This window comes from Pseudomonas sp. A39 (genome assembly GCF_058145955.1).
Map to the genome: position 1 here is coordinate 36,894 of NZ_JBYVMD010000009.1, position 26,326 is coordinate 63,219.

Annotated in this window: 25 protein-coding genes and 1 pseudogene; 12 read left to right on the forward strand and 14 right to left on the reverse strand. The window is 63.0% G+C overall.

What is annotated here, in order from left to right; all coding sequences use genetic code 11:
• Positions 1-20 precede the first annotated feature (20 nt).
• Complete coding sequence (locus AC3ZU9_RS09290; RefSeq protein ID WP_015886127.1) at positions 21-581, reverse strand: cysteine hydrolase family protein; 561 nt, start codon at positions 579-581, stop codon at positions 21-23.
• Between the two features lie 96 nt (positions 582-677).
• Between AC3ZU9_RS09290 and AC3ZU9_RS09295 the strand changes: the two genes are divergently transcribed.
• The 3 genes from AC3ZU9_RS09295 to AC3ZU9_RS09305 all read left to right on the forward strand — a co-directional run bounded on the left by AC3ZU9_RS09295 (position 678) and on the right by AC3ZU9_RS09305 (position 3,663).
• Positions 678-1,637, forward strand: a complete 960-nt coding sequence (locus tag AC3ZU9_RS09295; RefSeq protein WP_490090624.1) for a GlxA family transcriptional regulator — start codon at positions 678-680, stop codon at positions 1,635-1,637.
• A gap of 171 nt (positions 1,638-1,808) precedes the next feature.
• Positions 1,809-2,918 (forward strand): DUF3182 family protein, encoded by a 1,110-nt coding sequence (locus tag AC3ZU9_RS09300; RefSeq protein ID WP_490090625.1) that lies wholly within the window; start codon positions 1,809-1,811, stop codon positions 2,916-2,918.
• Positions 2,908-3,663, forward strand: a complete 756-nt coding sequence (locus AC3ZU9_RS09305) for an alpha/beta hydrolase family protein (protein ID WP_122810781.1) — start codon at positions 2,908-2,910, stop codon at positions 3,661-3,663. The genes AC3ZU9_RS09300 and AC3ZU9_RS09305 overlap by 11 nt, the downstream gene beginning before the upstream one ends.
• A 55-nt stretch (positions 3,664-3,718) precedes the next feature.
• Here AC3ZU9_RS09305 and AC3ZU9_RS09310 read toward each other — a convergent pair whose 3' ends face one another.
• The 4 genes and pseudogenes from AC3ZU9_RS09310 to AC3ZU9_RS09325 form a co-directional block, all read right to left on the reverse strand.
• Positions 3,719-4,675 (reverse strand): lysylphosphatidylglycerol synthase domain-containing protein, encoded by a 957-nt coding sequence (locus AC3ZU9_RS09310; protein ID WP_015886123.1) that lies wholly within the window; start codon positions 4,673-4,675, stop codon positions 3,719-3,721.
• Complete coding sequence (gene clsB, locus AC3ZU9_RS09315) at positions 4,665-5,927, reverse strand: cardiolipin synthase ClsB (RefSeq protein ID WP_046035686.1); 1,263 nt, start codon at positions 5,925-5,927, stop codon at positions 4,665-4,667. The genes AC3ZU9_RS09310 and clsB overlap by 11 nt, the downstream gene beginning before the upstream one ends.
• On the reverse strand, positions 5,924-6,703 hold the full coding sequence (locus AC3ZU9_RS09320) for an endonuclease/exonuclease/phosphatase family protein (RefSeq protein ID WP_046035687.1): 780 nt from the start codon (positions 6,701-6,703) through the stop codon (positions 5,924-5,926). The genes clsB and AC3ZU9_RS09320 overlap by 4 nt, the downstream gene beginning before the upstream one ends.
• A 346-nt stretch (positions 6,704-7,049) precedes the next feature.
• Positions 7,050-7,244: pseudogene (locus AC3ZU9_RS09325) on the reverse strand (MFS transporter); the annotation flags it as partial.
• 185 nt (positions 7,245-7,429) lie between these two features.
• Here AC3ZU9_RS09325 and AC3ZU9_RS09330 point away from each other — a divergent pair.
• Positions 7,430-9,535 (forward strand): mechanosensitive ion channel family protein, encoded by a 2,106-nt coding sequence (locus tag AC3ZU9_RS09330; protein WP_490090626.1) that lies wholly within the window; start codon positions 7,430-7,432, stop codon positions 9,533-9,535.
• Positions 9,536-9,648: 113 nt separating this feature from the next.
• On the opposite strand, the gene AC3ZU9_RS09335 is transcribed toward AC3ZU9_RS09330, so the two are convergent.
• Complete coding sequence (locus AC3ZU9_RS09335) at positions 9,649-13,908, reverse strand: Lhr family helicase (RefSeq protein ID WP_490090627.1); 4,260 nt, start codon at positions 13,906-13,908, stop codon at positions 9,649-9,651.
• Positions 13,909-14,049: 141 nt separating this feature from the next.
• On the opposite strand from AC3ZU9_RS09335, the gene AC3ZU9_RS09340 reads away from it, so the two are divergent.
• Entirely contained in the window at positions 14,050-14,934 is an 885-nt protein-coding gene (locus AC3ZU9_RS09340) for a sugar nucleotide-binding protein (RefSeq protein WP_015886118.1), read from the forward strand.
• Positions 14,935-15,088: 154 nt separating this feature from the next.
• Here AC3ZU9_RS09340 and AC3ZU9_RS09345 read toward each other — a convergent pair whose 3' ends face one another.
• The 5 genes from AC3ZU9_RS09345 to AC3ZU9_RS09365 all read right to left on the reverse strand — a co-directional run bounded on the left by AC3ZU9_RS09345 (position 15,089) and on the right by AC3ZU9_RS09365 (position 18,989).
• Positions 15,089-15,787 (reverse strand): OmpW/AlkL family protein, encoded by a 699-nt coding sequence (locus AC3ZU9_RS09345; RefSeq protein WP_015886117.1) that lies wholly within the window; start codon positions 15,785-15,787, stop codon positions 15,089-15,091.
• Between the two features lie 94 nt (positions 15,788-15,881).
• Positions 15,882-16,403 (reverse strand): DUF3299 domain-containing protein, encoded by a 522-nt coding sequence (locus AC3ZU9_RS09350; protein WP_015886116.1) that lies wholly within the window; start codon positions 16,401-16,403, stop codon positions 15,882-15,884.
• Positions 16,404-16,414: 11 nt separating this feature from the next.
• Complete coding sequence (locus AC3ZU9_RS09355; RefSeq protein WP_490090628.1) at positions 16,415-17,680, reverse strand: ABC transporter permease; 1,266 nt, start codon at positions 17,678-17,680, stop codon at positions 16,415-16,417.
• A 1-nt stretch (position 17,681) separates the two neighbouring features.
• Positions 17,682-18,392, reverse strand: coding sequence for an ABC transporter ATP-binding protein (locus tag AC3ZU9_RS09360; RefSeq protein ID WP_015886114.1), 711 nt, complete (start codon positions 18,390-18,392; stop codon positions 17,682-17,684).
• Between the two features lie 6 nt (positions 18,393-18,398).
• Positions 18,399-18,989 carry a DUF2796 domain-containing protein gene (locus AC3ZU9_RS09365; protein WP_490090629.1) on the reverse strand — a complete coding sequence of 197 codons (591 nt, stop codon included), beginning with the start codon at positions 18,987-18,989 and terminating at the stop codon, positions 18,399-18,401.
• A gap of 130 nt (positions 18,990-19,119) precedes the next feature.
• On the opposite strand from AC3ZU9_RS09365, the gene AC3ZU9_RS09370 reads away from it, so the two are divergent.
• On the forward strand, positions 19,120-19,467 hold the full coding sequence (locus AC3ZU9_RS09370; protein WP_015886112.1) for a hypothetical protein: 348 nt from the start codon (positions 19,120-19,122) through the stop codon (positions 19,465-19,467).
• Here AC3ZU9_RS09370 and trxA read toward each other — a convergent pair.
• The 3 genes from trxA to AC3ZU9_RS09385 all read right to left on the reverse strand — a co-directional run bounded on the left by trxA (position 19,464) and on the right by AC3ZU9_RS09385 (position 21,685).
• Positions 19,464-20,336, reverse strand: a complete 873-nt coding sequence (gene trxA, locus AC3ZU9_RS09375; RefSeq protein ID WP_015886111.1) for a thioredoxin — start codon at positions 20,334-20,336, stop codon at positions 19,464-19,466. The two genes, AC3ZU9_RS09370 and trxA, sit on opposite strands and share 4 nt — an antisense overlap.
• A gap of 240 nt (positions 20,337-20,576) precedes the next feature.
• The gene (locus AC3ZU9_RS09380) at positions 20,577-21,233 is read right to left on the reverse strand and encodes a class I SAM-dependent methyltransferase (protein WP_231808202.1); all 657 of its coding nucleotides are present in this window, start codon (positions 21,231-21,233) and stop codon (positions 20,577-20,579) included.
• Positions 21,230-21,685, reverse strand: a complete 456-nt coding sequence (locus AC3ZU9_RS09385) for a YbaY family lipoprotein (protein WP_015886109.1) — start codon at positions 21,683-21,685, stop codon at positions 21,230-21,232. Before AC3ZU9_RS09385 ends, AC3ZU9_RS09380 begins: the two co-directional genes overlap by 4 nt.
• 140 nt (positions 21,686-21,825) lie before the next feature.
• On the opposite strand from AC3ZU9_RS09385, the gene nrdR reads away from it, so the two are divergent.
• From nrdR to nusB, 6 genes are all read left to right on the forward strand, one after another.
• Positions 21,826-22,296: a transcriptional regulator NrdR gene (gene nrdR / locus AC3ZU9_RS09390; protein WP_015886108.1), complete on the forward strand. Its 471-nt coding sequence runs from the start codon at positions 21,826-21,828 to the stop codon at positions 22,294-22,296.
• A complete protein-coding gene (gene ribD / locus AC3ZU9_RS09395; protein WP_043205972.1) occupies positions 22,293-23,429 on the forward strand; it encodes a bifunctional diaminohydroxyphosphoribosylaminopyrimidine deaminase/5-amino-6-(5-phosphoribosylamino)uracil reductase RibD in 1,137 nt (378 codons plus the stop codon). The genes nrdR and ribD overlap by 4 nt, the downstream gene beginning before the upstream one ends.
• A 48-nt stretch (positions 23,430-23,477) precedes the next feature.
• Positions 23,478-24,140: a riboflavin synthase gene (locus AC3ZU9_RS09400; RefSeq protein ID WP_015886106.1), complete on the forward strand. Its 663-nt coding sequence runs from the start codon at positions 23,478-23,480 to the stop codon at positions 24,138-24,140.
• A 15-nt stretch (positions 24,141-24,155) separates the two neighbouring features.
• Positions 24,156-25,247: a bifunctional 3,4-dihydroxy-2-butanone-4-phosphate synthase/GTP cyclohydrolase II gene (gene ribBA, locus AC3ZU9_RS09405; protein WP_015886105.1), complete on the forward strand. Its 1,092-nt coding sequence runs from the start codon at positions 24,156-24,158 to the stop codon at positions 25,245-25,247.
• Positions 25,248-25,337: 90 nt separating this feature from the next.
• Positions 25,338-25,814: a 6,7-dimethyl-8-ribityllumazine synthase gene (gene ribH / locus AC3ZU9_RS09410; protein WP_003176356.1), complete on the forward strand. Its 477-nt coding sequence runs from the start codon at positions 25,338-25,340 to the stop codon at positions 25,812-25,814.
• Positions 25,811-26,311, forward strand: coding sequence for a transcription antitermination factor NusB (nusB, locus tag AC3ZU9_RS09415; protein WP_015886104.1), 501 nt, complete (start codon positions 25,811-25,813; stop codon positions 26,309-26,311). The genes ribH and nusB overlap by 4 nt, the downstream gene beginning before the upstream one ends.
• Positions 26,312-26,326 lie beyond the last annotated feature (15 nt).

Here is a 26,326-nt window from a genome sequence, read left to right on the forward strand (position 1 = left end):
ATGCCCTGAGCAAGCGGTGGTCAAGACGCCGCTTGCGCCTTCAAGTATTCATCCGCCGACACCACGCCCGCATAACCAAACGCCAGCGACGCCATATAAGCCCCATGCACCTGCGCCGCCGGAATCACCGTGCCATTAAATTCCAGATCCCGCGTCGCACACGCATCATGAATCACCGTGACCTTGTAACCCAGGTCCGCCGCCGCCCGTACCACGCCGTCAATACACATGTGGCTCATGCTGCCGACTACCACCACTTCGGTGATGCTGCGTTGCTCCAGTAAGGCACGCAGGTTGGTCTCGCGAAACGCATTCACGAAATGCTTGAGCACCACCGGCTCATTGCCCTCGTTCAGCACTTTGCTATGTAGGTGCGCGCCCTCGGAGCCTGGCGTGAAGAACGGCGCTTCATCGGACGTGAACTCATGACGCACATGAATCACTGCATCGCCGGCCTGGCGAAAAGCATGCAGCACCTGCGCGGCTTTGTCTGCCGCGGCCTCCACGCCGTCGAGTGGCCACTTGCCCTGGGGGAAGTAGTCGTTCTGGATATCGATTAGGATGAGCGCTTGCTTGGCCATGTGTGTTGCCTCGTGATGGGTTGATGGGCCCAGTATGTTAGCTGGCGCCTGCACTTAGGATTGGCTGCACCGACAATAACAGGGGGAAAACTGACAATGGTCGTTGTTGAGCTGGGCGTGTTGATCTACCAAGGCGCGCAATGGGCGGCCGTGCATGGCCTGACCGACCTGTTCGGCGTGGCCAATCGCATCGCCGCCGAGCACCAGTCCGCGCAATTGCCGTTGCTGCGGGTCAGCCATTGGCAGGTGGAGGCGAGCGGCACACCCGTGCGCGTGTTCAGCAGTGCCCCCGGCCCCGATCAACCGTTGATGGCCGTACTGGTACCGCCGTCGATGGGTGAGTTCACCGAAGACCAGGCGCCCCCTGAGCTACTGGAATGGCTTCGCCGGCAACACACGGCCGGCACGGTGTTGGGCGGCGTGTGTGTGGGCTCGATCATGCTGGCGCGCAGTGGACTGCTCGACGGGCGTAGCGCCACCACCCATTGGTCTTCCGCCGAATCCTTCGCGGCCCGCTACCCGGCCGTACGCCTGGAGGCGAACAAACCCATTGTCGATGACGGCGACCTGATCACCACCGCCGGTTTGATGGCTTGGTCCGAACTCGGCCTGCGCCTGGTCGATCGCCTGATGGGCCCAAGCGTCGCGGCCGACACGGCGCGTTTCCTGGTGATCGAGCACAGTGACAGCGCCAGCCAGTGCGGCAGTAACTTCGCGCCCATTCTCGGCCACGGTGACGCAGCCATCCTCAAGGTTCAGCATTGGCTGCAGGCCAGCGGTGCGGTGGATGTGTGCGTGGCGGCGATGGCTCAGGAGGCGGGCCTGGAAGAGCGTACGTTCCTGCGGCGTTTTCGCAACGCCACCGGCTTGAAACCCACCGAATACTGCCAGCACCTGCGCGTGGGCAAGGCACGGCAGATGCTTGAGTTCACCAACGGCACTATCGACCATATTGCCTGGACCGTGGGTTACCAGGACCCCAGTGCCTTTCGCGCTATCTTCAAGAAGATCACCGGCATGGCGCCCAGCGATTACCGCAGCCGCTTTGGCGTCTGAATCGTGCAGAACGCCGCGGCGCTGAAGCACTGTCGTGCAGAATGAGGCAGGCCAACTGCCATCGGTTTTCCGACAACTGCTTGATTTGAAAACCTTCTCCCCTGAAACAGCCTTGGCCTGATCCCTGCAGCCTTCTCTGCACACACATGGCTGGATGGCCAAGGGGGACGCATGACCCCGATTCAACGCAAGAAGCTGGTAGTTGCGCATTCCATACGCGAGGGCGCGCCGCTGCATGAGGTCGAGACCAACCGCGCCCTGGCGCGCTGGCTGGCGCAGATCCTGGGGCTCAAATTCGGCGGCAGCTATGACCCCGATCTGCATGCGGGGCGAGCGCTGTACCTGCTGCCCACGCAAACCCTGGTCGGCCCGGCGCAGGCTCGAACGCTCAATATCAAAGGGCCTGAGGATGTGTGGGGCGGCTACGTCGACCACGACTTCATCTGCACCAAGGCCATCAGTCATGGCTTACTCGGCCCCGAGGCCAAAGCGCCGGAAGGTTGGTCTGCGCTGTTCTGCGAGCGTGTGCGAAACGTCGTGCTGGATGGCTTGAGCGTTTTTGCCCTTGAGGACGCACGGCCTGCTGCCACGCGCTTGCTCTACAGCGGTCCAATCCGCATAAAACCTGTGCACGCCTGTGCGGGACGCGGGCAGGAAGTTATCCACAGCCTCGACGAATTCGACGCTGTGCTGGCGCGACCTGACGCTGCGAAGCTGTTCAGCGAAGGCGTGGTGCTGGAGCAGGACCTGCACGATGTGGTCACCCATAGCGTCGGCCAAAGTTTTATCGGCGGGCACGTGTTCAGTTACTGCGGCGAGCAATACCTGACGAAAGACGGGCAGGGCGAAGACGTCTACGGCGGCTCCGACCTGCTGGTGGTGCCGGGAGGCTACGCCGACCTGTTGCTGCTCGACGTGCCCGACGACGTGCGTGAAGCCATTGAGCAAGCCCAGGTTTTCGACAATGCCGCCGATGAGGCCTACCCTGGCTTTTATGCCTCACGGCGCAACTACGACATCGCCCAAGGCCTGGACAGTGACGGCCAGCGTCGCAGCGGCGTGCTCGAGCAGTCCTGGCGTATGGGCGGGGCGAGCAGTGCGGAAGTCGCGGCGTTGCAGAGTTTTATCAACAACCCTGGCCTGCGCGCGATCCATGTGTCCTCGGTGGAAACCTACGTGGACGAACCGTTGCCGGCTGATGCCATCGAGGTGTATCGCGGCCCGGCGGAAAACAGCGGGTTTCTTCTCAAGTACGTGACGGTTAAATCTTATGACGGCTAGAAGCGAAAGCATTGCGATCGATATTGACGACGAACAGATGAGCGGCACATTCCTGAGCCCCAAATCCAAAGTGCCGGGGGTGTTGTTCGTGCACGGCTGGGGCGGGAGCCAGGAGCGCGACCTTGAACGTGCCAAGGGCATCGCCGGCCTCGGGTGCGTGTGCCTGACCTTCGACCTGCGAGGCCACGCCGGCTCCGGCATTCCGTTAGCCCGTGTGACCCGCGAAGACAACCTGCGCGACTTGCTGGCGGCGTACGACCGGCTGTTGTCACACCCGGCCATCGACACCTCGGCGGTGGCCGTCGTCGGCACCAGTTACGGTGGATACCTGGCGGCGATCCTCACCTCCTTGCGTCCGGTGCGCTGGCTGGCGTTGCGCGTGCCTGCGTTGTACCGCGACGACGAATGGCTTAAGCCCAAGCGCGATCTGGACAAGATGGATTTGATGGATTACCGCAGCACCCTGGTCCACGCGGAAACCAATCGCGCCTTGCACGCGTGTTCGGCGTTTACCGGCGACGTGCTGATCGTCGAGTCGGAAACCGACGACCATGTGCCCCACGCCACCATCATGAGTTACCGCGCGGCGTGCCAGCAGACGCATTCACTGACTCACCGCATCATCGACGGGGCCGATCATTCCCTCAGCGATCCGGTGTCCCAGCAGGCCTACACCTCCATCCTGGTGGACTGGATCACGGAGATGGTGGTGGGTGAGCGGTTGAGCATCATCCAGGCTCAATAGTTTAGATCGCTATCGCCGGCTGGCCTGCGATAGCGCTTGATCAACCCACATTCTTTCAAGCCGGTGTTTTCTTCACCCGCAATGCCTTGGCCTTGGCTTCCACGCCGAGGTACATCACCAGCGCAATCAGCAGCGGCACAATAAAGTAGATCGCCCGATAAGCGATCAACCCCGCCAGCAAACTGCCCCGCGACGCCTCGTGCTGCAACAGCGCAATAAACACTGCCTCCAGCACCCCAAGCCCGGCCGGTATGTGGGTGAGCACCCCGGCAATCGCGCTGATCAGCAACACGCCCAGCACCAGTGGATAGTCCAGCTTGGCCGGCAGCAGGGTGAAAATCACCGCAGCCATCAGCGACCAGTTCAGCGCGCCCAACATCAATTGCAAACACGCCATGCGCAGCGACGGCAGGTTGATTTCCATGCCGCGAATCGTCCACGCACGCTTTTTCGAATACTGGCAGGCCGCCAGATACCCGAGGCTGACCAGCACTAACACCGCACCAATGCCTTGCAATGCAAGGGTACTGACCTTCCACCCCGGCGGCATCGTGACCAGGCCGCTGCTGAAAATCACCCCGGCTATCGCCATGTAGCCAAACCAGTTGGTGGCCAGGCTCAGGCCCAGGATCTTGGCGATATTGCTGTTGCTCACGCCCAGCCGTGAATACAGCCGATAGCGCATCGCGATGCCCCCGACCCACGCACTCAGGTTGAGGTTGAACGCATAGCTGATGATGCCCACCGGCAGGATCTGCTTCCACACCAGGGGCTGGCGAATATAGGTGCGGCCGATCAGGTCGAAACTGGCGTACACCAGAAAACTGCATAACGTCAGCGTGCCTGCGATCACCAGCGTGCGCAGTTTGAAATCGCCCAAGGTCTGCACCACTTCGCTCCAGTCGATACGCCGGGCGAGCATGGTGAACAGTACGATCAGCAGCAGGAAGAAGGCGATGGTCAGCGGTTTCTTCCAGCGCTTGAACCGCGAGCCTTTGGTTTCAGACGTCATGGGACGGGCTCTCGAAAGGTTTCAAACGGGGCTTGTGCGCCGGCAACCAACCCGTCAGCGCGGGAAAGTGGCGCATCACATGGAACACCAGGAACCCCACGGTCAATCGCCAGAGCCACAGGCGCGGCTTACGGTTTTCCGGCATCGTCTGGCAATGATTTTTTGCCAGGGTTTCCAGGCGTTCATACAGCTGCTGATTGAACGCACGGTCGCGGATCAGCACGTTGGCTTCCAGGTTCAGTGACAGGCTCAACGGGTCCAGGTTGCTCGAGCCGACGGTGCTCCATTCGTCATCCACCAAGGCGACTTTGCCATGCAGCGGGCGCTGGCAATATTCGTGAATCACCACGCCATCCTTGAGCAGATAGTCGTAGAGCATGCGCGCCGCCAGCTTGGCCAGCAGCACATCGGGCTGGCCCTGCATGATCAGTTGCACCTGCACGCCACGGCGCGCTGCATTGCGGATCTCGCGCAGCAAGCGGTAGCCGGGGAAGAAGTAAGCGTTGGCGATTACCACGCGATGTTGTGCCTTGCTCAACGCGTACACATACGCTTCTTCGATGTCGTCGCGGTGCTGCAGGTTGTCGCGGTAGATCAAGCGCACCTGGCCGTCGCTCTTGTCGGTGGACCACAACGCCGGTCGCTGCTGGCGCCGCCGCCAACCGCGCCGCGTGCGCACCTGGCGACCGCTTTGGGCAAGGGCGAAGTGATGCACGTCCGCCACGGCCGGGCCGGTCACCCGAACCGCATAGTCCTGCTTGGCCTCAGGCCCATAGTCACCCAAGTGATCGGCGGAAAAATTGATCCCGCCGATGAACGCCACCTCGGCGTCCACCACCACAATCTTGCGGTGCAGGCGGCGGAACCAATTGGTACGAATGCCGAGGGTTTTCGGCGCAGGGTCGAACATCTGCACCGCCACGCCCGCCTCGGCCAGCTCACTGAGAAACACCGGGCTCAACTCGCCGCAGCCAAAACCGTCGAGGCTGACCACCACGTTCACGCCGCGCTGCGCCGCCTCGATGAGAATGCCCTGCAGCTCATGGCCGACCTTGTCTTCGAAGAGAATGAAGGTCTCCAGCAGGATCTCCCGCCGCGCCGCGCGCAGTGCCTCGAACACCTTGGGAAAGTACGCCTCGCCATTCTCGAGCAACTCAACCTGGTTGCCGCTCTGCCAGCCGTAATCCAGGTCACGGGCCTTGGCTTCATCCGGCGGCTGGTCAGTGGAAATATGTTCTACGGCAACGTTCATAGTTCGATCTCCACCGACAGCGGCACGTGGTCGGACAAATGCGACCAAGGCCGTGAGGTCAGCACCCGAGGGTTATGCACTTTCACATTGCGCACATAGATGCGGTCCAGTGGCAGCAAGGGCAGGCGCGCCGGGAAGGTGCGCGGGAGTTTGCCGTGGGTTTCGATGAAGACTTCCCGCAGTCCGCTTTGACTGAGGTCGGCCTTCTGGCGCCAGTCGTTGAAGTCGCCCGCGACCACCAGCGGTGCATCGGCCGGGATCTCGCTGATGCGCTGCTCCAGCAAGCGCAACTGTTGCTGGCGATGCACCTCACGCAGGCCCAGGTGGATGCAGATCGCGTGCACTTCCTGCCCGGTGCCCGGCAAGCGCAGCACGCAATGCAGCAGCCCACGGTTTTCATGCCCGCTTTGGGAGATATCGAGGTTGTCGTAGTGCACGATCTGGAATTTCGACAGCAGGGCATTGCCGTGGTCGCCGTGGGGGTAGACCGCATTGCGCCCGTAGGCGAACTGCGGCCAGATGCTGTCGGCAAGGAACTCATACTGAGGCATGTTCGGCCAGTCGCTGAAGCGCTGGGGGTGACGCTCATGAGTGCCGTGAATTTCCTGCAGGAACACCATGTCGGCGCCCACACTGCGCACCGCCTCACGCAGCTCGGGCAGGATGAAGCGTCGATTGAGGGCGGTGAAACCCTTGTGGATATTGACCGTCAGCACCGTGAAGCGACTGATGGCGACGCTGGGGGTTACGGGCACCCAGTCAGGGATCGCAGCCATAATTGCTCCTGTGAAAAAGTGGGAGGGGGGGCTGGCCTAATGCCGGTCAGCTAAGGATGAGCACCGTACCTGTGGCGAGGGAGCTTGCTCCCGCTGGGTCGCGAAGCGGCCCCAGCTCTTTGTTTCAAAAGACTGGGACTGCTGCGCAGTCCAGCGGGAGCAAGCTCCCTCGCCACGGGTTACTTTTCGCTCTTGCTGCTTCTTAACTAACTGGCATTAGGGGCTAGCCCCCGTTTATGGCTGACTATGATTTTTGGCTGAAAGTTTCCACCTTCCTACAGACGGCATAGAACCCATGTGGGAGGGAGCAAGCCCTCTCCCACATTGGATGTGTATGGCTGCTGATTCAGTGCCCGGCGACTATCCGCGTCGAACGCTCTGCGTACACCGGCCCCAGCCGACCCAGTCGGCCACTCCAGGCTGTCAGCGCCAAGGCCACCAGCACGACCAGTCCACCGATCCAGGCCGTGTGGATGAGCGCCATATGCGTCACGATCAACCCGCCGCCCCAGGCGCCACCGGCGATCCCCAGGTTAAAGGCAATGGGCATGGCTGCAACTCCGGTGGGTTTCAATCAGGAGCGCAGTGTCGAGTGTTGGCTGTTGCGGAAAAAGCCAGGGATTGGCATTTGATAGTTGCCTGCAAGTCAAAGATGCCGCAAACGGGGAACGATCAAGGCTCAAACCCGTCAGTTCCTTACAGACCCTTCTGAAGGAGCCCGGTGTTTTGCTGAATCTAAAGACTGCATTACTGCTCGGCGCGCTGCTGTTTTGTCCCAGTGCCGCACTGCAAGCCGCGGCCACCGCGCCGGAACCTGAAGCGCCGGCCACGCCGGAATTGCTGGTCGAGGGCGGCCTGCTCGGCGCGATCAGCTCCAGCATCGATGATGTGCAAGAGAAGCTCGACCTCAACCAGAACCTGATCGACGCCTGGCGCCTGCGGGCCGACCGTGCGGCGGATGAAGTCGGGCGGCTGGTCGACCAGACGTCCGAGCGTTCGCCATGGAGCATCGCAGGGAACTTCCTGCTGTTGTCAGGGGTGTGGATCGGCGCCTTTACCCTGCTGACGCTGCTGGGGCGTTTTATCGTCCAACGCGTGAGCCGGCGCCCATTTGTCGCCCGGCGCGGGCGCCTGCAAGCGGTGCTTGGGTATGTGCTGCCCTACACGATTCCCGCGCTGATCTGCCTGCCGCTGACGCTGTACGTCAGCCACTTTTTACCCACATCGATAGGGCGTGCGCTGGCGTTGTGTTTTGCCTACGCCACCAGCAGCGGTATTTTTTCCACGTCGATGCTGTTGTGCGTGATTGTGATGTTCAATGTCGGCCACAAGCGCCCGGCGGTGCAGATCATCCGCAGCTACTGCCCCACGCCGTTGTTCCTGATCGGCTTTCTCGCCGCCCTCAGCGACGCGCTGACCAGCCCGCAAATCGCCCGTCAGTTCGGCGGCAATATCACCAGCAGCATCGCGGTGTTTACCGGCCTGTTCGCCGCCGTGATCTTCGGCGTGCTGGTGGTGCGCCTGCGTCGACCGGTGGCCCACCTGATCCGCAATCGACCGTTGACTCAACGCCTTAAACACCCGGCGTTGCAGCAATCACTGCGGGTGTTTTCCGGGTTGTGGTACTGGCCGATCCTGTTGATGGTGCTGGTCTCGGCGATCAACTTGATCGGGGCCGGCGACGATAACCAGAAGGCCCTGCGTTGTGCGTTGTTCACCACCATTTTGCTGATTGGTACGGTGTTCCTGAGCACCGTGCTGCAACACCTGTTCAAATCCCGCAGCCAGGTCGCGATCCAGCGCAGCAGCGCCTACAAGGAACGCTTCCTCAGCTTGTTGCATGCGATCCTGCGTATCGTCATGGCCATCGCCTTTATCGAGATTCTTGGACGAATCTGGGGCGTGTCGCTGTTCGAATTTGCCCAGCGTAACTCGGTGGGCCGGGCGATCAGCGACTCCCTCAGCAGCATCGGCCTGATCCTGCTGATGACTTGGCTGTTCTGGGTGGTACTCGACACGGCGATCCAGGAAGCGCTCAAGCCACCGGTCAATAAACGCTCCAGCCGCCAGCCCAGCACGCGGGTCAAAACCATCCTGCCGCTGCTGCGCAATGCGGTGAAAATCATCCTGGTGGTGATCTGCGCGATCACCACCATGGCTAACCTCGGGATCAACGTCGCGCCGCTGCTGGCGGGGGCCGGGGTGGTCGGCCTGGCCATCGGCTTCGGGTCGCAGCAACTGGTGCAGGATGTGATCACCGGCCTGTTCATCATCATCGAAGACACCCTGTCCATCGGCGACTGGGTGGTGCTTGACTCCGGCCACGCCGGCACCGTCGAAGGCCTGACCATCCGCACCCTGCGCCTGCGCGACGGCAAGGGCTTTGTGCACTCGGTGCCGTTCGGGCAGATCAAGGCGGTCACCAACCAATCGCGGCAATTTGCCTATGCGTTCTTCTCAGTGCAGTTCACCTACGACACCGACGTGGACAAGGCGGTGGAGCTGATTCGCGAAGCGGGGCAGTCGATCCGTGATGACGTGTTTCTCAAGTACAACCTGCAAGGGCCGCTGGAGGTGTTCGGCGTCGACAAGATGGACCTCAATGGCGTGGTGCTTACCGCGCAGTTCCGCACGGTGTCGGGCGGGCAGTATGCAGTGAGTCGCGCGTTCAATCAGCGCCTCAAAAAGCTTGTGGATAACTGTGATGAGGTGCACTTCGCGCAGACTTATCCACAGCAGGTGCTGTTGCCTAAACGTGCGGCGCAGGTGGATGAGCCAGATGAGGAGGTGCCTGCATCGGTGGTGTTGACGGAGCAGCCCAGGCCTCAATGAGTTGTGTTGACGCTTAAGGCCTCATCGCAGGCAAGCCAGCTCCCACACGTGGAATGCATTCCCAGGTGGGAGCCGGGCTTGCCCGCGATGAGGCAGGCAGGGTCAATACAGGCTCAATGCCTGATCAACTTCTCCTGCACCACCTGCTGATCCACCTCCAGCAACACCTGCTGCTTGCCCGCCACCATGACCGCCGCGGGCAACCCATCCCGGTACACAATCCGATTGCCACTCACCGCCGGCACCTTGGTGCCCGGTAACAGCGTGCCCACCAGGTTCAACGGGTCCGCGCCACACACCGCAATCAAACTCCCATCATGGGGTCGACGCCGCACTTCACGCAGCAACGGAATCGCCTCCGGCAACGCAAACTGTTCCCCCGCCAAACCACTGACAAACCGCCCACCCCGAATCTCCCCGCGCGCCTCCAGCCGATGGAAAGTGCGCAGCAACTCGCGCCAGCTCGGCAGCCACTCCGCCTCGCGCTCCAGCAAGCGCCAGAACACCACGCCATAGCGGCGCAGCAAGGTCATCGCCACATGCTCCAGGGTCTCGGCGGAAGGCGGACCTGCGGCAGTCGACGGGCGTCGGATCAGCGCCCAACGCCCCGCATCGTCCATACCGCCGATAAACGCGCCGCGCCCGCGCCGACTGCTGCGCGCCTGGCGTTTGCTCGCGGGGGTGGTCAGCGCACGCAACCCGGCAAAGCTGTCGGCGTTCACCAAACCGGCACCCACCAGTTCCTGCAAAGCGGTTTCCAGTTCGCTGCGCAGTAAGTGGGCTTCATGCACCAGTTCATCAAAAAACAGCGCGCCGTGGTCGCGCAGGGCTTGATGCACCTTCTGCGCCTTGGGCGACAGTGTGGTGGCGTCGGCGGGTTCGGTCAGTCCGCTCCACAGTCCCACGTGGCTGCGTGGCAGCAACACCACCGGAGTGCTGCGCAATGCCATGGCGCTGGTCTTGTTGCTCAAGCGCGTCCATACCAGTTTGCCGCTGCGGCATAACTCATCGAGCCAGGTCGAGGAGTAATCCTTGAGCCGCGCACTGAGCAAATCGCTGTCCCAGGCGGAAGTGGCGGCGGCGTAACCTTCGAACTGCCCGACGATATGCGGCAACATCGCGCTGCCCTGGCCACGGGTGCCGTCGGACAAATGCTGCCAATCGAACAGAAAACGCATGAAGTCCTGCAGCGCCACCGGCTCGATTTCCCGGCGTAGGCGCTTAACCGTGTAACGATGAATGCGCGCCAGCAAATGGCGTTCGCACCATTGCTCCTGGGTGGCACCGGGGCTGAAATGCCCGCGCAGCACGTAGCCTTCCTGCTCCAGACGGGCCAGTGCCTGGGTGACATCCGCCACCGGCAAGGCCAGGGGCGCGGCGATCTCGATCAGGCTCAGCGGGCCAAACCCACCGAGGCGCGCGCGCAGCACTTCCGTGACGGCCTCCTCAACGGTCCAGGGCTCATCGAAGCCGGGCAGCAACGGCGCGTTGCCGGGGTAGATCGTCTGCACACAACTCAGGCGTTCGACGGCGACCCACAGGCGGGTGTGTAAGTGAGTGTGCAGTTGATAGGCGCGGCCACTCTGGGCCAATGCGTGCAGCCAAGTCGCCCATTGCGGCGTGACTTCGTTACCGGCGATGCACGCCAGGCTCATCAACGCCTCATGCATTTCGTCCGGCCCGTTGGGCGCCGGCCAGGCTTCTTCGCGCACGCCGGCGATGGCATCCGCATCCAGTGCGCCGAGGTCGTCGGTGCTCTGCGGGTCGCTCCAGCGTCGGTTGAGCACGGCCTGGGTGCGGCGCTCTTCCAGGGGGGCATCGTCGAGAAAGGTGTAGGGGCGGGCGCTGAGGATTTCTGCGGCCATGGGCGAGGGCGCGGGCAGGTCGCGGCTGATCAGGCGCACCTCGCCATGTTCCATGCGCCGCAACAGCGCAAGCCAACCCTCGCTGTCCATGGCTTCGTGCAGGCAGTCGTCGAGTGTTTGCTCGACCAGCGGGTGTTCAGGCACCTCGCGCTCGCCGGCGAGGTTTTCCAGGCAGGCGATCTGGTCGGGGAAGACGCTGGCGATCAGGTCTTCGCTTTTCATGCGCTGAATCTGCGGCGCCACTTTGCGCCCCCCGGTATAGCGCGGCAACGCCAGCGCCACCCCGGCATTCCAGCGCCAGCGCACGCCAAACAGCGGCGCATCCAGCACCGCTTGTATCAGGATATGCTCGGCGCTCTGGCTATTGAGGTAACGCCACACCTCGTCCAGCTCGAAACTGTGGCCGGTGGACAGCGACAGCACGATTGCGTTTTCGCTGGCCGCCGCCTGCAATTCAAAATTGAACGTGCGGCAAAAACGCTTGCGCAGGGCCAGGCCCCAGGCGCGGTTGACGCGGCTGCCGAACGGCGTGTGGATGATCAGTTGGGTGCCGCCGGACGCGTCGAAAAAACGCTCCATGATCAACGTGTCCTGGGACGGCAACGCACTCAGGGCCAAGCGAGCGCGGGCCAGGTAATCGAGGATCTGCTCGGCGCTGGCGCGGTTCAGGCCGAGGGTGGCGGTAAGCCAATCCTGTGCGGCGTGCAGGTCACCCGGCGTGGCGCTGAGCAGCGCGTCCATCTGACCTTGGAGGCGCGCCACCGCCGCTGACAATTCGTGGCTGCGCCCCGGCGCCTCACCGAGCCAGAAGGGGATGGTCGGCGGTTGGCCATGGGCGTCCTCGACGCGCACTTTGCCGGCTTCGACCCGCAAGATGCGATACGAGGTGTTGCCCAGCTGGAAGATATCCCCGGCGATGCTTTCCACCGCGAAGTCTTCGTTGACGCTGCCGATGTTCAGGCTCTGGGGTTCGAGCAACACGCTGTAGTCGGCGTTGTCGGGGATGGTGCCGCCACTGGTGACGGAGGTCAGCTTGGCGCCCCGTCGACCGCGCAGGGTGCGAGTCAGGGCGTCGCGGTGCAGGTAGGCGCTGCGGATGCCCTGGCGACCGTTGTAACCGTCGGAGAGCATTTGCAGCAGTGCCTGGTAGTGGCGCTCATCCAGCGTGGCGTAGGGCGCGGCGCGGTGGATGAGCGCCAGCAAGGCCTGCTCGGACCATTCCTGGGCGCTGACCTCGGCGATGATCTGCTGGGCCAGTACATCCAGAGGCGCCACGGGAATCTGCAGCGTGTCGAGTTCGCCCCGGCGCACGCAGTCGAGCAGGGCGGCGCATTCAATCAGGTCGTCGCGGGTGGTGGCGAACAGTCGTCCCTTGGGCGTGCCACCCACCTGGTGGCGGGAGCGACCGACTCTTTGCAGAAAGCCGTTGATGGAGCCGGGCGAGCCAATCTGGCAAACCAGATCGACATCGCCGATATCAATCCCCAACTCCAGGGACGCGGTGGCGATCAGCACCTGCAGCTCGCCGCCCTTGAGGCGCTGTTCGGCGTCCAGGCGCATTTGCTTGGCCAGGCTGCCGTGGTGGGCGGCCACGGCGGTTTTGCCCAGGCGCTCGCTCAAATGCCGGGCCAGGCGCTCGGCCAGGCGCCGGGTGTTGACGAAAATCAGCGTGGTACGGTGTTCGCGGGCCAACTCGGCGAGGCGGTCGTAGACCCGCTCCCACACATCGTTGGCCATCACCGCAGAGAGCGGCACGGGCGGCACCTCGATATCCAGGTCGCGCGGGCGGGCGTGGCCGATATCCACAATCGCGCACGCCCGGCCGCTACCGACGAGGAACCGCGACACCGCGTCGATGGGCTTTTGCGTGGCCGACAAGCCGATGCGCATCAGTGGCTCGGCGCACAAGCCTTGCAGGCGTTCCAGGCTCAAGGCCAGGTGGCTGCCACGTTTGCCGGCGGCGATGGCGTGGATTTCATCGATGATCACCGTGCGCGTGCTGGCGAGCATCTGTCGGCCGGAGTCCGAGCCCAGCAGCACGTAGAGCGATTCCGGGGTGGTCACCAGGATATGCGGCGGGCGCTTGCGCATCAGTGCGCGGTCTTTTTGCGGGGTGTCACCGGTGCGCACGGCGGTGCGGATGGCCAGCGGCGGCAGGCCCAGGTTCCGCAGGTGCTCAGTGATCCCGGCCAGCGGGTTTTGCAGGTTGATCTGGATGTCGTTGGACAGCGCCTTGAGTGGCGACACATAGACCACCAGGGTTTCATCCGGCAGTTCACCGCCGTTGGCCAGGCCTTGGTGGACCAAGTCATCCAGCACCGCCAGGAACGCTGTGAGCGTCTTGCCGGAGCCGGTGGGCGCGGCGATCAGTGTTGATTGGCGCTGGCGGATCAGCGGCCATGCCTGGGCCTGGGCGCCTGTCACCGAGGGGAAGGTGCTGCGGAACCAGGTGCTGACGGCGGGGTGGAAGCCGGTCAATGCGGTGTCGGTGGATTCAGGAAGGTTCATGGAGTGATTGATAGCCCCTGTTCCAACAAGTTGCAATCGCGCACTTTATCCGTGACGGTTGCGCTACAAACCCGCAAAATGCAACGATTCTGACAAATACCTGAAAACCTTCGTTCCACACAGACCGGGCCTGCTCAATCTATGCGAATGCGCCTTATGTTACTGGGCGGCGGGAATGCCCTCGGGCAGGCGCTGATTCGCCTCGGTGCAGAGGAAGACATCGGTTTCCTCGCCCCCAAACCGCCCAAAGACGGCTGGGATGCCGCGAGCCTTACCCAACTGCTCGACGACACCCGTCCCGATGCGTTGATCAACCTCGCCTACTATTTCGACTGGTTCCAGGCCGAGGTGGTCAGCGAAACCCGTTTGGCCGCCCAGGAATTCGCCATCGAGCGCCTGGCCGAACTGTGCCAGCACCACAACATCACCTTGCTGCAACCGTCCAGCTACCGCGTGTTCGATGGCTCCCGCGCCACCGCCTACAGCGAAAAAGACGAGCCGGTGCCCCTGGGCCTGCGCGGCCAGGCGTTGTGGCGAATCGAACAGAGTGTGCGCGCCACCTGCCCACAACATGTGCTGTTGCGTTTCGGCTGGCTGCTGGATGACAGCGTCGACGGCACCCTCGGGCGCTTCCTGGCGCGGGCCGAGAAGCCGGATGAATTGCTGATGGCGGACGACCGTCGCGGCAACCCGACGCCGGTGGATGACGCGGCGCGGGTGATCATCTCGGTGCTCAAGCAACTCGATTGCGCGGCGCCGTTGTGGGGCACGTACCACTACGCCGGGCATGAGGCGACCACACCGTTGGCGCTGGGCCAGGCGATTTTGACTGAAGCACGTACCTTCCACCCGCTGGCGATCGAATCCCCCACCGCCCAGGCCCATGCGGCCCGGCCGGATGCGGCGGATGAGCCGCAACACGCGGTGCTGGCTTGCAAGAAAATCCTTCACACCTTCGGCATCAAGCCACGGGCGTGGCGGGCGGGGCTGCCGGCGTTGCTGGACCGGTTCTACCGTCACAGCTGATCCCGCACACAAACCTAATGTGGGCACGAGCCAAATGTGGGAGGGGGCTTGTCCCCGATAGCGGTGGTTCAGTCAAATATGTGTTGGCTGACACACTGCAATCGGGGGCAAGCCCCCTCCCACATTGAGTTTTGTGTTACTGGTCAGGTTGGTGTCAGAACTTGTAGCCGATACCCACCATGTAGACCATCGGGTCCACGTCCACATTGACCTTGGCGCGCGTGCCCTGGCCCAGGGCATTGTTGTCCACCGTCGCTTTGGTGCTGATGTCGATGTAGCGCGCCTGGGCGTTGATCATCCACTTGTCGTTGATCATGTAGTCGGCACCGATCTGCGCCGCCCAGCCCCAGGAGTTCTCGGCCTTGAAGTTGCTGAAGCCTGCGTCCGATGCGCGGCTGCCGACGTGTTCGTCATAGATCCAGGTGTAGTTGATACCGGCGCCCACGTACGGCTGGAAAGCCGACTTGTTGTCCAGTGGGTAGTACACGACGCTCAGGGTCGGCGGCAGGTGTTTCAGGGTGCCGAGTTTGCCGTTCGCGGCGCCAAGGGCGGTGTTCTTGATCTTCACGTCATGCTCGAACGGTGTGGCCGCCAGCAGTTCGATACCGACGTGGTTGGTCAGCATGTAGGCGAAGTTCAAGCCCAACTGAGTGTCGCTGCTCATGGTCGCCTTGCCGCCCAGATTGGCGCCGGCCAATGGGCCCTGGTCAACCTTGACGCTGCTGCTGTCTGCCTTCGGGTTCACGGTGATTGCACCGGCGCGAATCAGAATGTCGCCCGCTTCGTGAGCGTGTGCAACAGGGGCAGCGAGGGCGAGCGCGAAGAGGGACGCGCCGAGCAGAGACTTGTTCATGGGAGCTCCAAAGGACGTTTAAAAGTTGTACGTCCAATGGTAAAGATCGTTCCGTTCGGTCTTTTGACTCAGCTCAATGAAAGGGCGATCAGCGCTATTCCGGCAGCTCGTACATGTAAATTTTCTCGGCATCCATCTGGTAACCGGCATCGGCGAGTTCGCTGGTGGACGGTTTGACTTGCATCGCGCCTTCGATCCAGTACGGCTGGTAGAGCTCATCGAGCTTCACGCCGATTTCGCTTTTGACATGCACGATCTGGTTCGACGGCGGCGGCGGCACATGGATGCACGCGCCGAAATACGGCACCAACAGAAACTCGGTGGTACGGCCTTCTTCGCTGACTTCCAGCGGCACGATATAACCCGGTAAACGGATGTGCTGACCGTCGAGGCTCTGCACCACCGGCGCGTTGGGCAAATCCTGTTTGGCGGCCGGCGCCGCCTCGACGGACAACGCATCGGCCATGTTCGACAGGTCGTGCAGCGGTTTCATATTGGGAATTTCCGGCGGCGCGTCCGGCGGGATCATTTCCTGCCAGGACAAGTCCTTGGGCTGATCTTCCGCCCAGGCGGGCAGGGCAATCAGCAGAAACAGGGCAAGCAGGGCGCGACGCATCAAAGCCTTCCTCATAAACGTATGGACAGGCCATCGGCCAGGGATTGTCGATAGGCGCGCCACGCGGGCACGCTGCCCATCAACAGCGCTGCCGCCAGGATACCGGCGAGCAACGTCCATTCATATTCGCTGGGCCACGACATCGGCAAGTCCAGGCCGTAGTTGGCCTGCAGGTACCCGCGCGACGCGGCCATGCACACGTACAGCAAACCCACGCCCGCGATCACGCCAGACAGCGCCAGGGCGAAGGCTTCGAAGATCAGCAGCGTCGCGATATGCCACGGGCGTGCGCCCACCGAACGCAGGATCGCCATCTCGCGGCGGCGTTCGTTGAGGCTGGTGAGGATCGCCGTGAGCATGCCGATCAGGCCGGTGAGCACCACGAACAGCGAGATCACGAACAGGGCTTTTTCGGCGGTGCCCATCATGCTCCACAGCTCTTGCAGTGCCACGCCGGGCAGGATCGCCAGCATCGGTTCGCCGCGGAATTCGTTGATCTCCCGTTGCAGGGCGAAGGTGGAAATCTTGTTGTTCAGGCCGAGCATGAACGCGGTGATGGCCTGCGGCGTAAGGTCCATGTTGCGTGCCTGGTCGGCGCTGATACGGCCTTTGCCCTGCGCGGGCACGCCGTTGTGCCAGTCGATATGGATCGCTTCCATGCCGCCGAGGCTGATGTGCAACGTGCGGTCCACCGGCGTGCCGGTGCGCTTGAGAATGCCGACCACGGTGAACGGTTTGTCGTCGTGCTTGACCAGGCTGACCACCGCCACGCCGTGGGCAAGCACCAGTTTGTCGCCGAGTTTGTAATGCAACGCGTCGGCGACTTCGGCACCGAGCACCACTTCGAACGGGTCGGTCGCGAAGGCGCGGCCGCTGGCCAGTTCGAGGTTTTGCTTGCGGCCGTATTGGTAGTGTTCGAAGTAGGACGCGTTGGTGCCCATCACGCGGTAGCCGCGATGGGAGTCGCCGAGGGACATCGGGATCGCCCACTTCACCTGGGGGCTGGCGGCAAAGTGTTCGAAGCTGTCCCAACGGATGTTGTTGGTGGCGTTGCCGATGCGGAACACCGAGTACAGCAGCAGGTTGACCGAGCCCGAGCGGGCGCCGACGATCAGGTCGGTGCCGCTGATGGTGCTGGCGAAACTGTTGCGCGCCTCAACGCGCACGCGCTCCACCGCGAGCAACAAGCAGACTGAAAGCGCGATGGCGAAAGCAGTGAGGGTCGCGGTAAAGCGGCGGTTAGCCAGGCTGGCCATGGCTAGACGGAACAGATACATCTCAAACCTCTGCGGGCGTGGCGGCGCGATTGAGTTCGGCCAGCGACAGGTTGCGGTCGAACAGCGAAGCCAGGCTTTGGTCATGGCTGACAAACAACAGGCTGGCGCCCGCTTCGCGGCATTCGGCGAACAGCAGTTGCAGGAAGGCTTCGCGGGCGTCGTAGTCCAGGGCCGAGGTAGGCTCGTCGGCGATCACCAGTTCCGGCTGGCCGATCAACGCACGGGCGGCGGCCACCCGTTGTTGCTGGCCGATGGACAGCGAGTCGGCACGCCTTTCGAGCAGGTCTTTGTCTTTCAAGCCCAGGTGCGCGAGCAACGCAGCGGCGGCCTGGTCGACACTGCCGTGGCGCTGTTTTGCTCGTTGCGCGCGCAGCGTGGAAAAGTGGCACGGCAATTCGACGTTCTCGCGCACCGACAGGAACGGCAGCAGGTTGAACTGCTGGAAGATGTAGCCGGTGTGGTCGACGCGGAAACGGTCGCGGGCACCGGCCGAGAGCTCAGTCAGCTCCTGGCCGAGCAGGCGGATGCTGCCTCGGCTGGGTTTCTGCACGCCGCCGAGCAGGCCCAGCAGTGTGGTTTTGCCACTGCCGCTCGGGCCTTTGAGAAACAGGGTTTCCCCTGCTTCCAGGCGGAACGCGGGGATGTCCAGCAACTGTGGATGCCCAGGCCAGTTGAAGCCCAGGTCAGACAGTTCGATCAATGCGTGGGTCATGGGGACTCAGAACTTCAGGGTGGCTGCGGTGGCCGTCGCTTCAACACCTTGCTGGCCGCTCGGGCCGATCAGTTGTACCTGAATTTTCTGGGTGGCGGGGAAGGTCTTGAACACCTGGGTCAGGTCAAGAGTGCTCAGGGCCGCCGGTGTGGCACAGGTGAACTGGTAGTGGGCGTGGATTTCGCTGTGGTCGTGAGGGTGGTCGTGGGCGGCGTCTTTGGCGTCGTCATCGTCGTCGTCATGGTCGGCTTCGGGCTTATCGCCGAACAGTGGGCTGTTGAGCTCCTGGGTGCTGACCACGCAACCGGCAGCCTTAGGCAGGTTGAACAGGGCAACGGGGTTCTCCAGTTGCTTGCGCGCGGCGGCGACCTTGGCTTTGTCCGCCGGGGTGGTGGCCAGGTGTTCGAAACCCACCAGGTTCATTGCCGGGCTGTCCAACTCAAGCTCCAGGGCCTGGCCGTCGAGCACTGCGTTGAGGCGGCCGACGCCATGCTCGTGGGCGCCGAGGCTGCCGTGTTCATGGTCGTGGTCGTCATGAGCATGGGCAACCGCCAATGGCAGCAGGGCAAACGGCAAAGCAAGCAACAAACGGCGCATGAGAAGACTCCAGAACATGAAAGTTTTGTTATGTGATCTTATAACAATTGACTGAGAGTTTGACCGCCCGCTTGGCGTTGCGCAAGCCGCATGGGAGCATGCTTGTCGGAAAAATGCAGGAGTAAGGACGATGTTGCGAATTCGTGGAACGGTCGGCGACCTGCCGGTGGACTTGACCCTGGAGCTCGATGACGGCGATTGGGCACGGCTGGGCGCGCACTTGCAGGCTACGCCCGTCGCCAGCCCGGCCGCCGCGCCCGTGGCTCCGGTCAAACACAATGATGAGCTGTGGCAGGGCGCCCAGGCGCTGTTGCGCAAGGCCGGACAGCTCAGTGGCCTGGAGTTGCTTGACCAGTTGGAAGGCCTGGCCGGCGACGCCTCGGCGGGCAAGCGACTGTTGGTACGCCTGCGCCACAGCGCCCAGGTGAAGGTTGCCAGCGGCGGGGATACGCCGCTGTACAGCTGGGTCGGCGATTAGTACAGCGCGGCGAACAACTTGCGGCGGTACACGGTCACCAGCGGGTGGTCGTTGCCCAGCAGTTCGAACACCTGCAGCAAGGTCTTGTGCGGCAGGCCTTCGCTGTAGCTGCGGTTGCGGATAAACAGCTTGAGCAAACCTTCCAGCGCCGCGTCGTACTGTTGGCGCGCCAGTTGCTGGATCGCCAACTGATAGGCCGCTTCGTCGTCCTGCGGGTTTTGCGCCAAGCGGCTTTTCAAGTCGGCGGCGTCCGGCAGGTCGGCAGCCTGGCGCAGGAAGGTGATCTGCGCCTTGGCCCCGGCGAGGGCGGCTTTGTGATCGTCGCTCTTCACCGCGTCCAGCACGGTCTGGGCTTCACCCAATTCACCGCGTTCGGCCAGGCAGCGGGCGTACAGGATCAACGCCGCGGCGTTAGTGTTGTCTTCGCCCAGCAGCGTCACCAGGACGGCCTCAGCATCGCTGATGCGACCTTCGGCAAACAGTGCCTGGGCCTGCTCCAACGGATCCGCCGCCGCCGGTGGTGGCATCTGCACATGGGGCTCGAGCATCGCTCGCACCGCCGACTCCGGCTGCGCTCCGGCGAACCCATCCACCGGCTGGCCATCCTTGAACAGCACCACCGTCGGCAGGCTCTGAATGCCAAACCGCGCAACGATGTCCTGCTCGGCCTCGCAATCGACCTTGGCCAGCAGCAACTCGCCCTGATAACTCTCGGCAACCTTCGCCAGCATCGGCATCAACGCCTTGCATGGCGCGCACCACTCGGCCCAGAAATCCACCAGCACGGGTTTTTCGAAGGAGTTCTGGATCACGGCCTGGTCGAAATTGGCGGTGGTGACGTCGAAGATATACGGCGTGGGTTCACTCATGGGGCGTCTCGAATAAAGCGGGAATGGGGCAACTATAAGGGCTGGCGCTGGCTACCGGAAGCGGCTTGGAGTTCAAACGCGTGATGCCTGCCACGGTAGTGAGCGGGCTTGCCCCGCGCTGGGTGGCGAAGCCGCCCCAATCCGGTCACCGCAACCTTCCAGACAGAATTCAGCCGCCTGTTTTGGGGCGGCTCCGCCACCCGGCGCGGGGCAAGCCCGCTCACTACAGGAGGGATGCTTTCAAGAGCGCCGCGAATGGTACAGGCTCACCTTACGAAACTCCCAAGGCTCGGCCAGGTCCGGCAATGTCAGCGCATCAAGGATCTCCAGCCGCTGGTAATCCGGGTGCTGGAAGTCCCTCACGCGCGAATCCGCCACCAACGCTTCGCGGCCCCGCGTGAGGAACTGGTCCAGCAGCGGCAGGTTCGCCCGGTCGTAGAGCACATCGGCGACCAGGATCAGGTCGAAGCGATCGGCTTCGGCGAAAAAATCGGCGGAGTAGCCCAGTTCTACACCGTTAAGCTCGGCATTCGCCCGGCATGACGCCAAGGCCAGTGGGTCCAGGTCGCAGGCCACCACTTCCCGTGCGCCAGCCTTGACCGCTGCAATCGCGGCCACGCCGGAACCCGCGCCGAAGTCCAGCACGCGCTTGCCCGCGACCCACTCAGGGTTCGCCGCCAGGTAGCGCGCCAGCGCCAGGCCGCTGGCCCAGCAAAAACTCCAGTAGGGCGGTTCATGCAGGATGCGGCGGGTTTCTTCGGGGCTGAAGGCGCGGTCCATGTTGTCGGCATCCAGCAGCCACAACGACAGCTCGGTGCCCGGCAACGGGCAGGGCACCAGCTGTGCGTCGCCGATCAGTTCGCTCAGCGCCGCTTGCAGGTCCAACGGTGGCGTCATGGTGCCTTGACGAGTTGCAGGGGGCCGGTGCTCTGGGTGATCGCCTGGGTGATGCGCACGGCGGGCAGGTGCAGGATCAGCTGGCCGGACTGGCTGGCGCGGCCGCGCAGTTCAACCCGCGCACCGGCGGGGAAGGCTTCGGGGTTGTAGCGCAGGCGGAAGGCCAGGGGCTGGCCATTGCCGGTCAGCACACTGCTGGCCAGCAGTTGTTGCGGACGCGAACGGTCGTCGATCACCAGCAACGCCATCTCGACTTCAGCGCCGGCCGGCACGTTGGTTAGGCTGCCGCTGATTTCACGCTGGTAGGCGGGCAGGGGACCGGTGTCTTCAATGCCGGGGACTTTTTTCTCTTGCGCCGGTGCCGGTTGAGGGGCGGCAGGCTTGGGGGCTTCGCTGCTGCAGGCGACCAGGACACTGAACAGGGTGAGCAAAACAAGTGGTCGTAACTGCATGTACGGCTCCAGAAAGGACAAAATCCGTGGCTTGAAAAATATGAAACATAATAGCCAGCCTATATACCGTAAAGGCTATGGCTTGTCTTGCCACGGGGATGCGCTACCATGGCCCTCCCTTTATTTGTTGCCTGCCCACCATGCACTGTCCCTTCTGCGGTGCCAACGACACCAAGGTCATTGACTCGCGTCTGGTCGCCGAGGGCGATCAAGTGCGTCGCCGGCGCGAATGCCTGGCCTCTGGCTGCGGTGAACGTTTCACCACCTTCGAAACCGCCGAACTGGTGTTGCCACGGCTGATCAAGTCCGACGGCAGCCGCCAACCCTTCGACGAAGAAAAACTGCGCGCCGGTATGCAGCGCGCCCTGGAAAAACGCCCGGTGAGTGTCGAGCGGCTGGAGGCGGCGCTGGTGCATATCAAGCACAAGCTGCGTGCGACCGGCGAGCGCGAGGTCAAGAGCCTGGTGGTTGGAGAACTGGTAATGGGCGAGCTACAAAAGCTCGACGAAGTTGCCTATATCCGTTTCGCCTCGGTGTATCGACGCTTCCAGGACCTCAATGAGTTCCGCGAAGAGATCGACCGCCTGGCCCGTGAGCCTGCCAAAGAATGAATTCACCCTCTGCCGAACAAGCTGTGCTCGACGCCCATTACATGGCCCGCGCCCTCGAACTGGCGCGCAAGGGTCTGTACACCACCCACCCCAACCCTCGGGTGGGCTGCGTGATTGTGCGCGATGGGCAGGTCGTCGGCGAAGGCTGGCACGTGCGCACCGGCGAGCCCCATGCCGAAGTTCATGCCCTGCGCGCTGCCGGTGACAAGGCGCGCGGCGCCACCGCCTATGTGACCCTCGAACCTTGCAGCCACTATGGGCACACCCCGCCGTGCGCCGATGCGCTGGTGAGTGCCGGGTTGGCGCGGGTGGTCGCGGCGATGCAGGACCCTAACCCGGAAGTCGCCGGGCGCGGCATGCAGCGCCTGGCCCAGGCCGGGATCGACGTGCGCAGCGGTGTGTTGGAAAGTGAAGCGCGGGCCCTCAACAGAGGGTTCCTCAAGCGCATGGAGCAGGGCCTGCCGTTTGTGCGGGTCAAGCTGGCGATGAGCCTGGACGGCCGCACCGCGATGGCCAGCGGCGAAAGCCAATGGATCACCGGCCCCGCCGCCCGCGCTGCCGTACAGCGCCTGCGCGCCGAGGCCAGCGTGGTGCTGACCGGCGCCGATACGGTGCTGGCCGACGGTGCGCGCCTGACCGTGCGCGCCGCCGAACTCGGCCTGGATGACGCCACCACCGCCCTGGCCATGTCGCGCCCGCCATTGCGCGTGCTGATCGACGGCCGCCTGCGAGTGCCGCTCAACGCGCCGTTCTTCAAGGCCGGCCCGGCGTTGGTCATCACCTGCGTGACCGCCGAAAATCAGTTCCCCCGTGGCCCTGAGTGCCTGGTGGTGCCGGGTGTCGAAGGCCAGGTCGACTTGCGCTCGGCACTGGTCGCGCTGGCTGCGCGTGGCGTCAACGACGTGCTGGTGGAAGCTGGTCCAAGCCTGGCGGGTGCGTTTGCCCAACAAGGCCTGGTAGACGAATACGTGATATTCGTCGCAGGCAAGTTCCTCGGCTCCGCCGCCCGGCCTTTGCTGGACTGGCCGCTTGATAAACTGGCCGACGCCCCCCAACTCAAGATCACTGAAATGCGCGCTGTAGGCGACGACTGGCGGGTCACTGCCATCCCTGTGCCAGCAGCGAGCGTATAATTCCCGGCCTGCGCTTGAGCGTCAGCCCCTCGTTTTCAGGAGAACGAAATGTTCACCGGCATTATCGAATCCATCGGCAGCATCCGTGCAATGACCCCCAAAGGCGGCGACGTGCGCCTGCTGGTTGAAACCGGCAAGCTCGACCTCGGCGACGTCAAACTGGGCGACAGCATTGCGGTCAGCGGCGTGTGCCTGACCGTCATCGAACTGCCGGGCAACGGTTTTGCCGCCGACGTCAGCCGGGAAACCCTGGACTGCACCGCGATGAACGATCTCAAGGCCGGCAGCCCGGTCAACCTGGAAAAAGCCCTGACCCCGACCACCCGCCTGGGCGGTCACCTGGTCAGCGGCCACGTCGACGGCGTCGGCGAAGTGGTCGCCCGCAGCGAAAATGCGCGGGCCGTGGAATTTCGTATCCGCGCGCCCAAAGAGCTGGCCAAATACATCGCCCACAAAGGCTCGATCACTGTCGATGGCACCAGCCTGACCGTGAACGCCGTGAACGGCGCCGAATTCGAACTGACCATCATTCCCCACACCCTCAGCGAAACGATCATGGCCTCGTACCAGCCGGGTCGCCGGGTGAACCTGGAAGTCGACTTGCTTGCCCGTTACCTGGAGCGCCTGTTGATGGGCGATAAGGCCGCAGAGCCAACATCCGGGAACATCACCGAAAGTTTTCTGGCCGCTAATGGCTACCTGAAATCCTGACCAAGGGGGTGCCCTGTGGCGCTCAATAGTATCGAAGAACTGGTTGAAGACATCCGCCAAGGCAAGATGGTCATCCTGATGGATGACGAAGACCGCGAGAACGAAGGCGACATCATCATGGCCGCCGAGGCCTGCCAGGCTGAGCACATCAACTTCATGGCCAAGCATGCCCGTGGGCTGATCTGCATGCCCATGAGCCGCGAGCGTTGCGAGTTGCTCAAGCTGCCATTGATGGCGCCGCGCAATGGGTCGGGTTTTGGTACCAAGTTCACCGTGTCGATTGAAGCGACTACCGGCGTGACCACCGGTATTTCTGCCGCTGACCGCGCGCGCACGGTGCAAGCCGCCGCCGCCAAAGACGCCAAGGCCGAAGACATCGTCAGCCCAGGCCACATTTTCCCGCTGATGGCCCAACCGGGCGGCACCCTGGCCCGCGCCGGCCACACCGAAGCCGCCTGCGACCTGGCACGCATGGCCGGTTTCGAGCCAAGCGGCGTGATCTGCGAAGTGATGAACGACGACGGCACCATGGCTCGCCGTGCTGAACTTGAAGCCTTTGCCGCCGAACACAACATCAAGGTGGGCACCATTGCCGACCTGATTCACTACCGGATGATCCACGAACGTACCGTTCAGCGGATTGCCGAGCAGCCACTCGACAGCGAACTGGGCCAATTCAATTTGGTCACCTACCGTGATTCAGTGGAAGGCGACGTGCACATGGCCCTTACCCTGGGCACCATTTGCGCCGAAGAGCCGACCCTGGTGCGCGTGCACAACATGGACCCGCTGCGTGACCTGCTGATGGTCAAGCAACCGGGCCGCTGGAGCCTGCGCGCCGCGATGTCCGCGGTGTCCGAGGCGGGCAGCGGTGTGGTGCTGCTGCTCGGCAACCCGGTGGATGGCGACGTCTTGCTGGCGCATATCCGCGAAACGGCTGACCACGCGCCGGTGAAAAAGCCGACCACCTACAGCATCGTCGGTGCCGGTTCGCAGATCCTGCGGGACCTGGGCGTGCGCAAAATGCGCCTGATGAGCGCACCGATGAAATTTAATGCGATATCCGGTTTCGACTTGGAAGTAGTAGAATACGTGCCCTCCGAATAAAGGCTGGCGGTTTTCGCCCTTTGTTCGCGGTTCAAATATCACTAAGGGACGCGTCATACACGCGTCCCGGCTCTTTAAGAGATTTGTCGAATGACCCTGAAGACCATCGAAGGTACCTTCATCGCCCCCAAAGGCCGCTACGCCCTGGTGGTTGGCCGCTTCAACAGCTTCGTGGTTGAAAGCCTGGTAAGCGGTGCCGTGGACGCCCTGGTTCGCCACGGTGTGAGCGAGAGCGACATCACCATCATCCGTGCCCCTGGCGCCTTCGAAATTCCACTGGTTGCGCAAAAAGTTGCCCAGCAGGGTGAATACGCGGCGATCATCGCCCTGGGCGCGGTCATTCGTGGCGGTACCCCGCACTTCGAATACGTGGCCGGCGAATGCACCAAGGGCCTGGCCCAGGTGTCCATGGAGTTCGGCGTACCGGTCGCTTTCGGCGTACTGACCGTTGATTCCATCGAGCAAGCCATCGAGCGCTCCGGCACCAAGGCCGGTAACAAAGGCGCTGAAGCTGCCCTGTCCGCGCTGGAAATGGTCAGCCTGCTGTCGCAGTTGGAGGCCAAGTGATTTCCGACGAGAGCGACAACTTCAACCCGCGTGACCCACGCCCAGCCGATGCCGGCAAGCCATCCAAGAACGAGAAGCGTCGCGCTGCTCGGCAGTTGGCGACCCAGGCGCTGTATCAGCGTCAGATAGCGGGCGCTTCGTTGAACGAAATCGAGGCACAGTTTCGCGTCGACAACGATTTCACCTTCGCCGACCTGCCGTACTTCCACGACATCCTGCACGGTGTGCATGCCCACCTGACCGAGATCGATGCAGCCCTGGCGCCATGCCTGGACCTGACCATCGACGAGCTGGACCCGGTTGAGCTGTGCGTGATGCGCCTGTCCGCCTGGGAGCTGCTGTATCGCGTTGACGTGCCGTACCGCGTGGTGATCAACGAAGGTATCGAACTGGCGAAAGTCTACGGTTCGACCGACGGCCACAAGTTCGTCAACGGCGTGCTCGACAAGCTGGCACCACGCCTGCGTGAAGCCGAAGTGAAGGCGTACAAGCGCTGAATCGCGCTTGAAACC

Coding starts and splice junctions, on each gene's coding strand:
- AC3ZU9_RS09400 (WP_015886106.1), top strand. CDS start 23,478: ATGTTCACCGGCATTATCGAATCCATCGGCAGCATCCGTGCAATGACC.
- AC3ZU9_RS09305 (WP_122810781.1), top strand. CDS start 2,908: ATGACGGCTAGAAGCGAAAGCATTGCGATCGATATTGACGACGAACAG.
- AC3ZU9_RS09385 (WP_015886109.1), bottom strand. CDS start 21,685: ATGCAGTTACGACCACTTGTTTTGCTCACCCTGTTCAGTGTCCTGGTC.
- AC3ZU9_RS09335 (WP_490090627.1), bottom strand. CDS start 13,908: ATGAACCTTCCTGAATCCACCGACACCGCATTGACCGGCTTCCACCCC.
- clsB (WP_046035686.1), bottom strand. CDS start 5,927: ATGAACGTTGCCGTAGAACATATTTCCACTGACCAGCCGCCGGATGAA.
- trxA (WP_015886111.1), bottom strand. CDS start 20,336: ATGAGTGAACCCACGCCGTATATCTTCGACGTCACCACCGCCAATTTC.
- AC3ZU9_RS09355 (WP_490090628.1), bottom strand. CDS start 17,680: ATGTATCTGTTCCGTCTAGCCATGGCCAGCCTGGCTAACCGCCGCTTT.
- AC3ZU9_RS09295 (WP_490090624.1), top strand. CDS start 678: ATGGTCGTTGTTGAGCTGGGCGTGTTGATCTACCAAGGCGCGCAATGG.
- AC3ZU9_RS09360 (WP_015886114.1), bottom strand. CDS start 18,392: ATGACCCACGCATTGATCGAACTGTCTGACCTGGGCTTCAACTGGCCT.
- nrdR (WP_015886108.1), top strand. CDS start 21,826: ATGCACTGTCCCTTCTGCGGTGCCAACGACACCAAGGTCATTGACTCG.
- AC3ZU9_RS09380 (WP_231808202.1), bottom strand. CDS start 21,233: ATGACGCCACCGTTGGACCTGCAAGCGGCGCTGAGCGAACTGATCGGC.
- AC3ZU9_RS09340 (WP_015886118.1), top strand. CDS start 14,050: ATGCGAATGCGCCTTATGTTACTGGGCGGCGGGAATGCCCTCGGGCAG.
- AC3ZU9_RS09310 (WP_015886123.1), bottom strand. CDS start 4,675: ATGACGTCTGAAACCAAAGGCTCGCGGTTCAAGCGCTGGAAGAAACCG.
- AC3ZU9_RS09300 (WP_490090625.1), top strand. CDS start 1,809: ATGACCCCGATTCAACGCAAGAAGCTGGTAGTTGCGCATTCCATACGC.
- AC3ZU9_RS09365 (WP_490090629.1), bottom strand. CDS start 18,989: ATGCGCCGTTTGTTGCTTGCTTTGCCGTTTGCCCTGCTGCCATTGGCG.
- AC3ZU9_RS09320 (WP_046035687.1), bottom strand. CDS start 6,703: ATGGCTGCGATCCCTGACTGGGTGCCCGTAACCCCCAGCGTCGCCATC.
- AC3ZU9_RS09345 (WP_015886117.1), bottom strand. CDS start 15,787: ATGAACAAGTCTCTGCTCGGCGCGTCCCTCTTCGCGCTCGCCCTCGCT.
- AC3ZU9_RS09290 (WP_015886127.1), bottom strand. CDS start 581: ATGGCCAAGCAAGCGCTCATCCTAATCGATATCCAGAACGACTACTTC.
- AC3ZU9_RS09350 (WP_015886116.1), bottom strand. CDS start 16,403: ATGCGTCGCGCCCTGCTTGCCCTGTTTCTGCTGATTGCCCTGCCCGCC.
- AC3ZU9_RS09370 (WP_015886112.1), top strand. CDS start 19,120: ATGTTGCGAATTCGTGGAACGGTCGGCGACCTGCCGGTGGACTTGACC.
- ribH (WP_003176356.1), top strand. CDS start 25,338: ATGACCCTGAAGACCATCGAAGGTACCTTCATCGCCCCCAAAGGCCGC.
- ribD (WP_043205972.1), top strand. CDS start 22,293: ATGAATTCACCCTCTGCCGAACAAGCTGTGCTCGACGCCCATTACATG.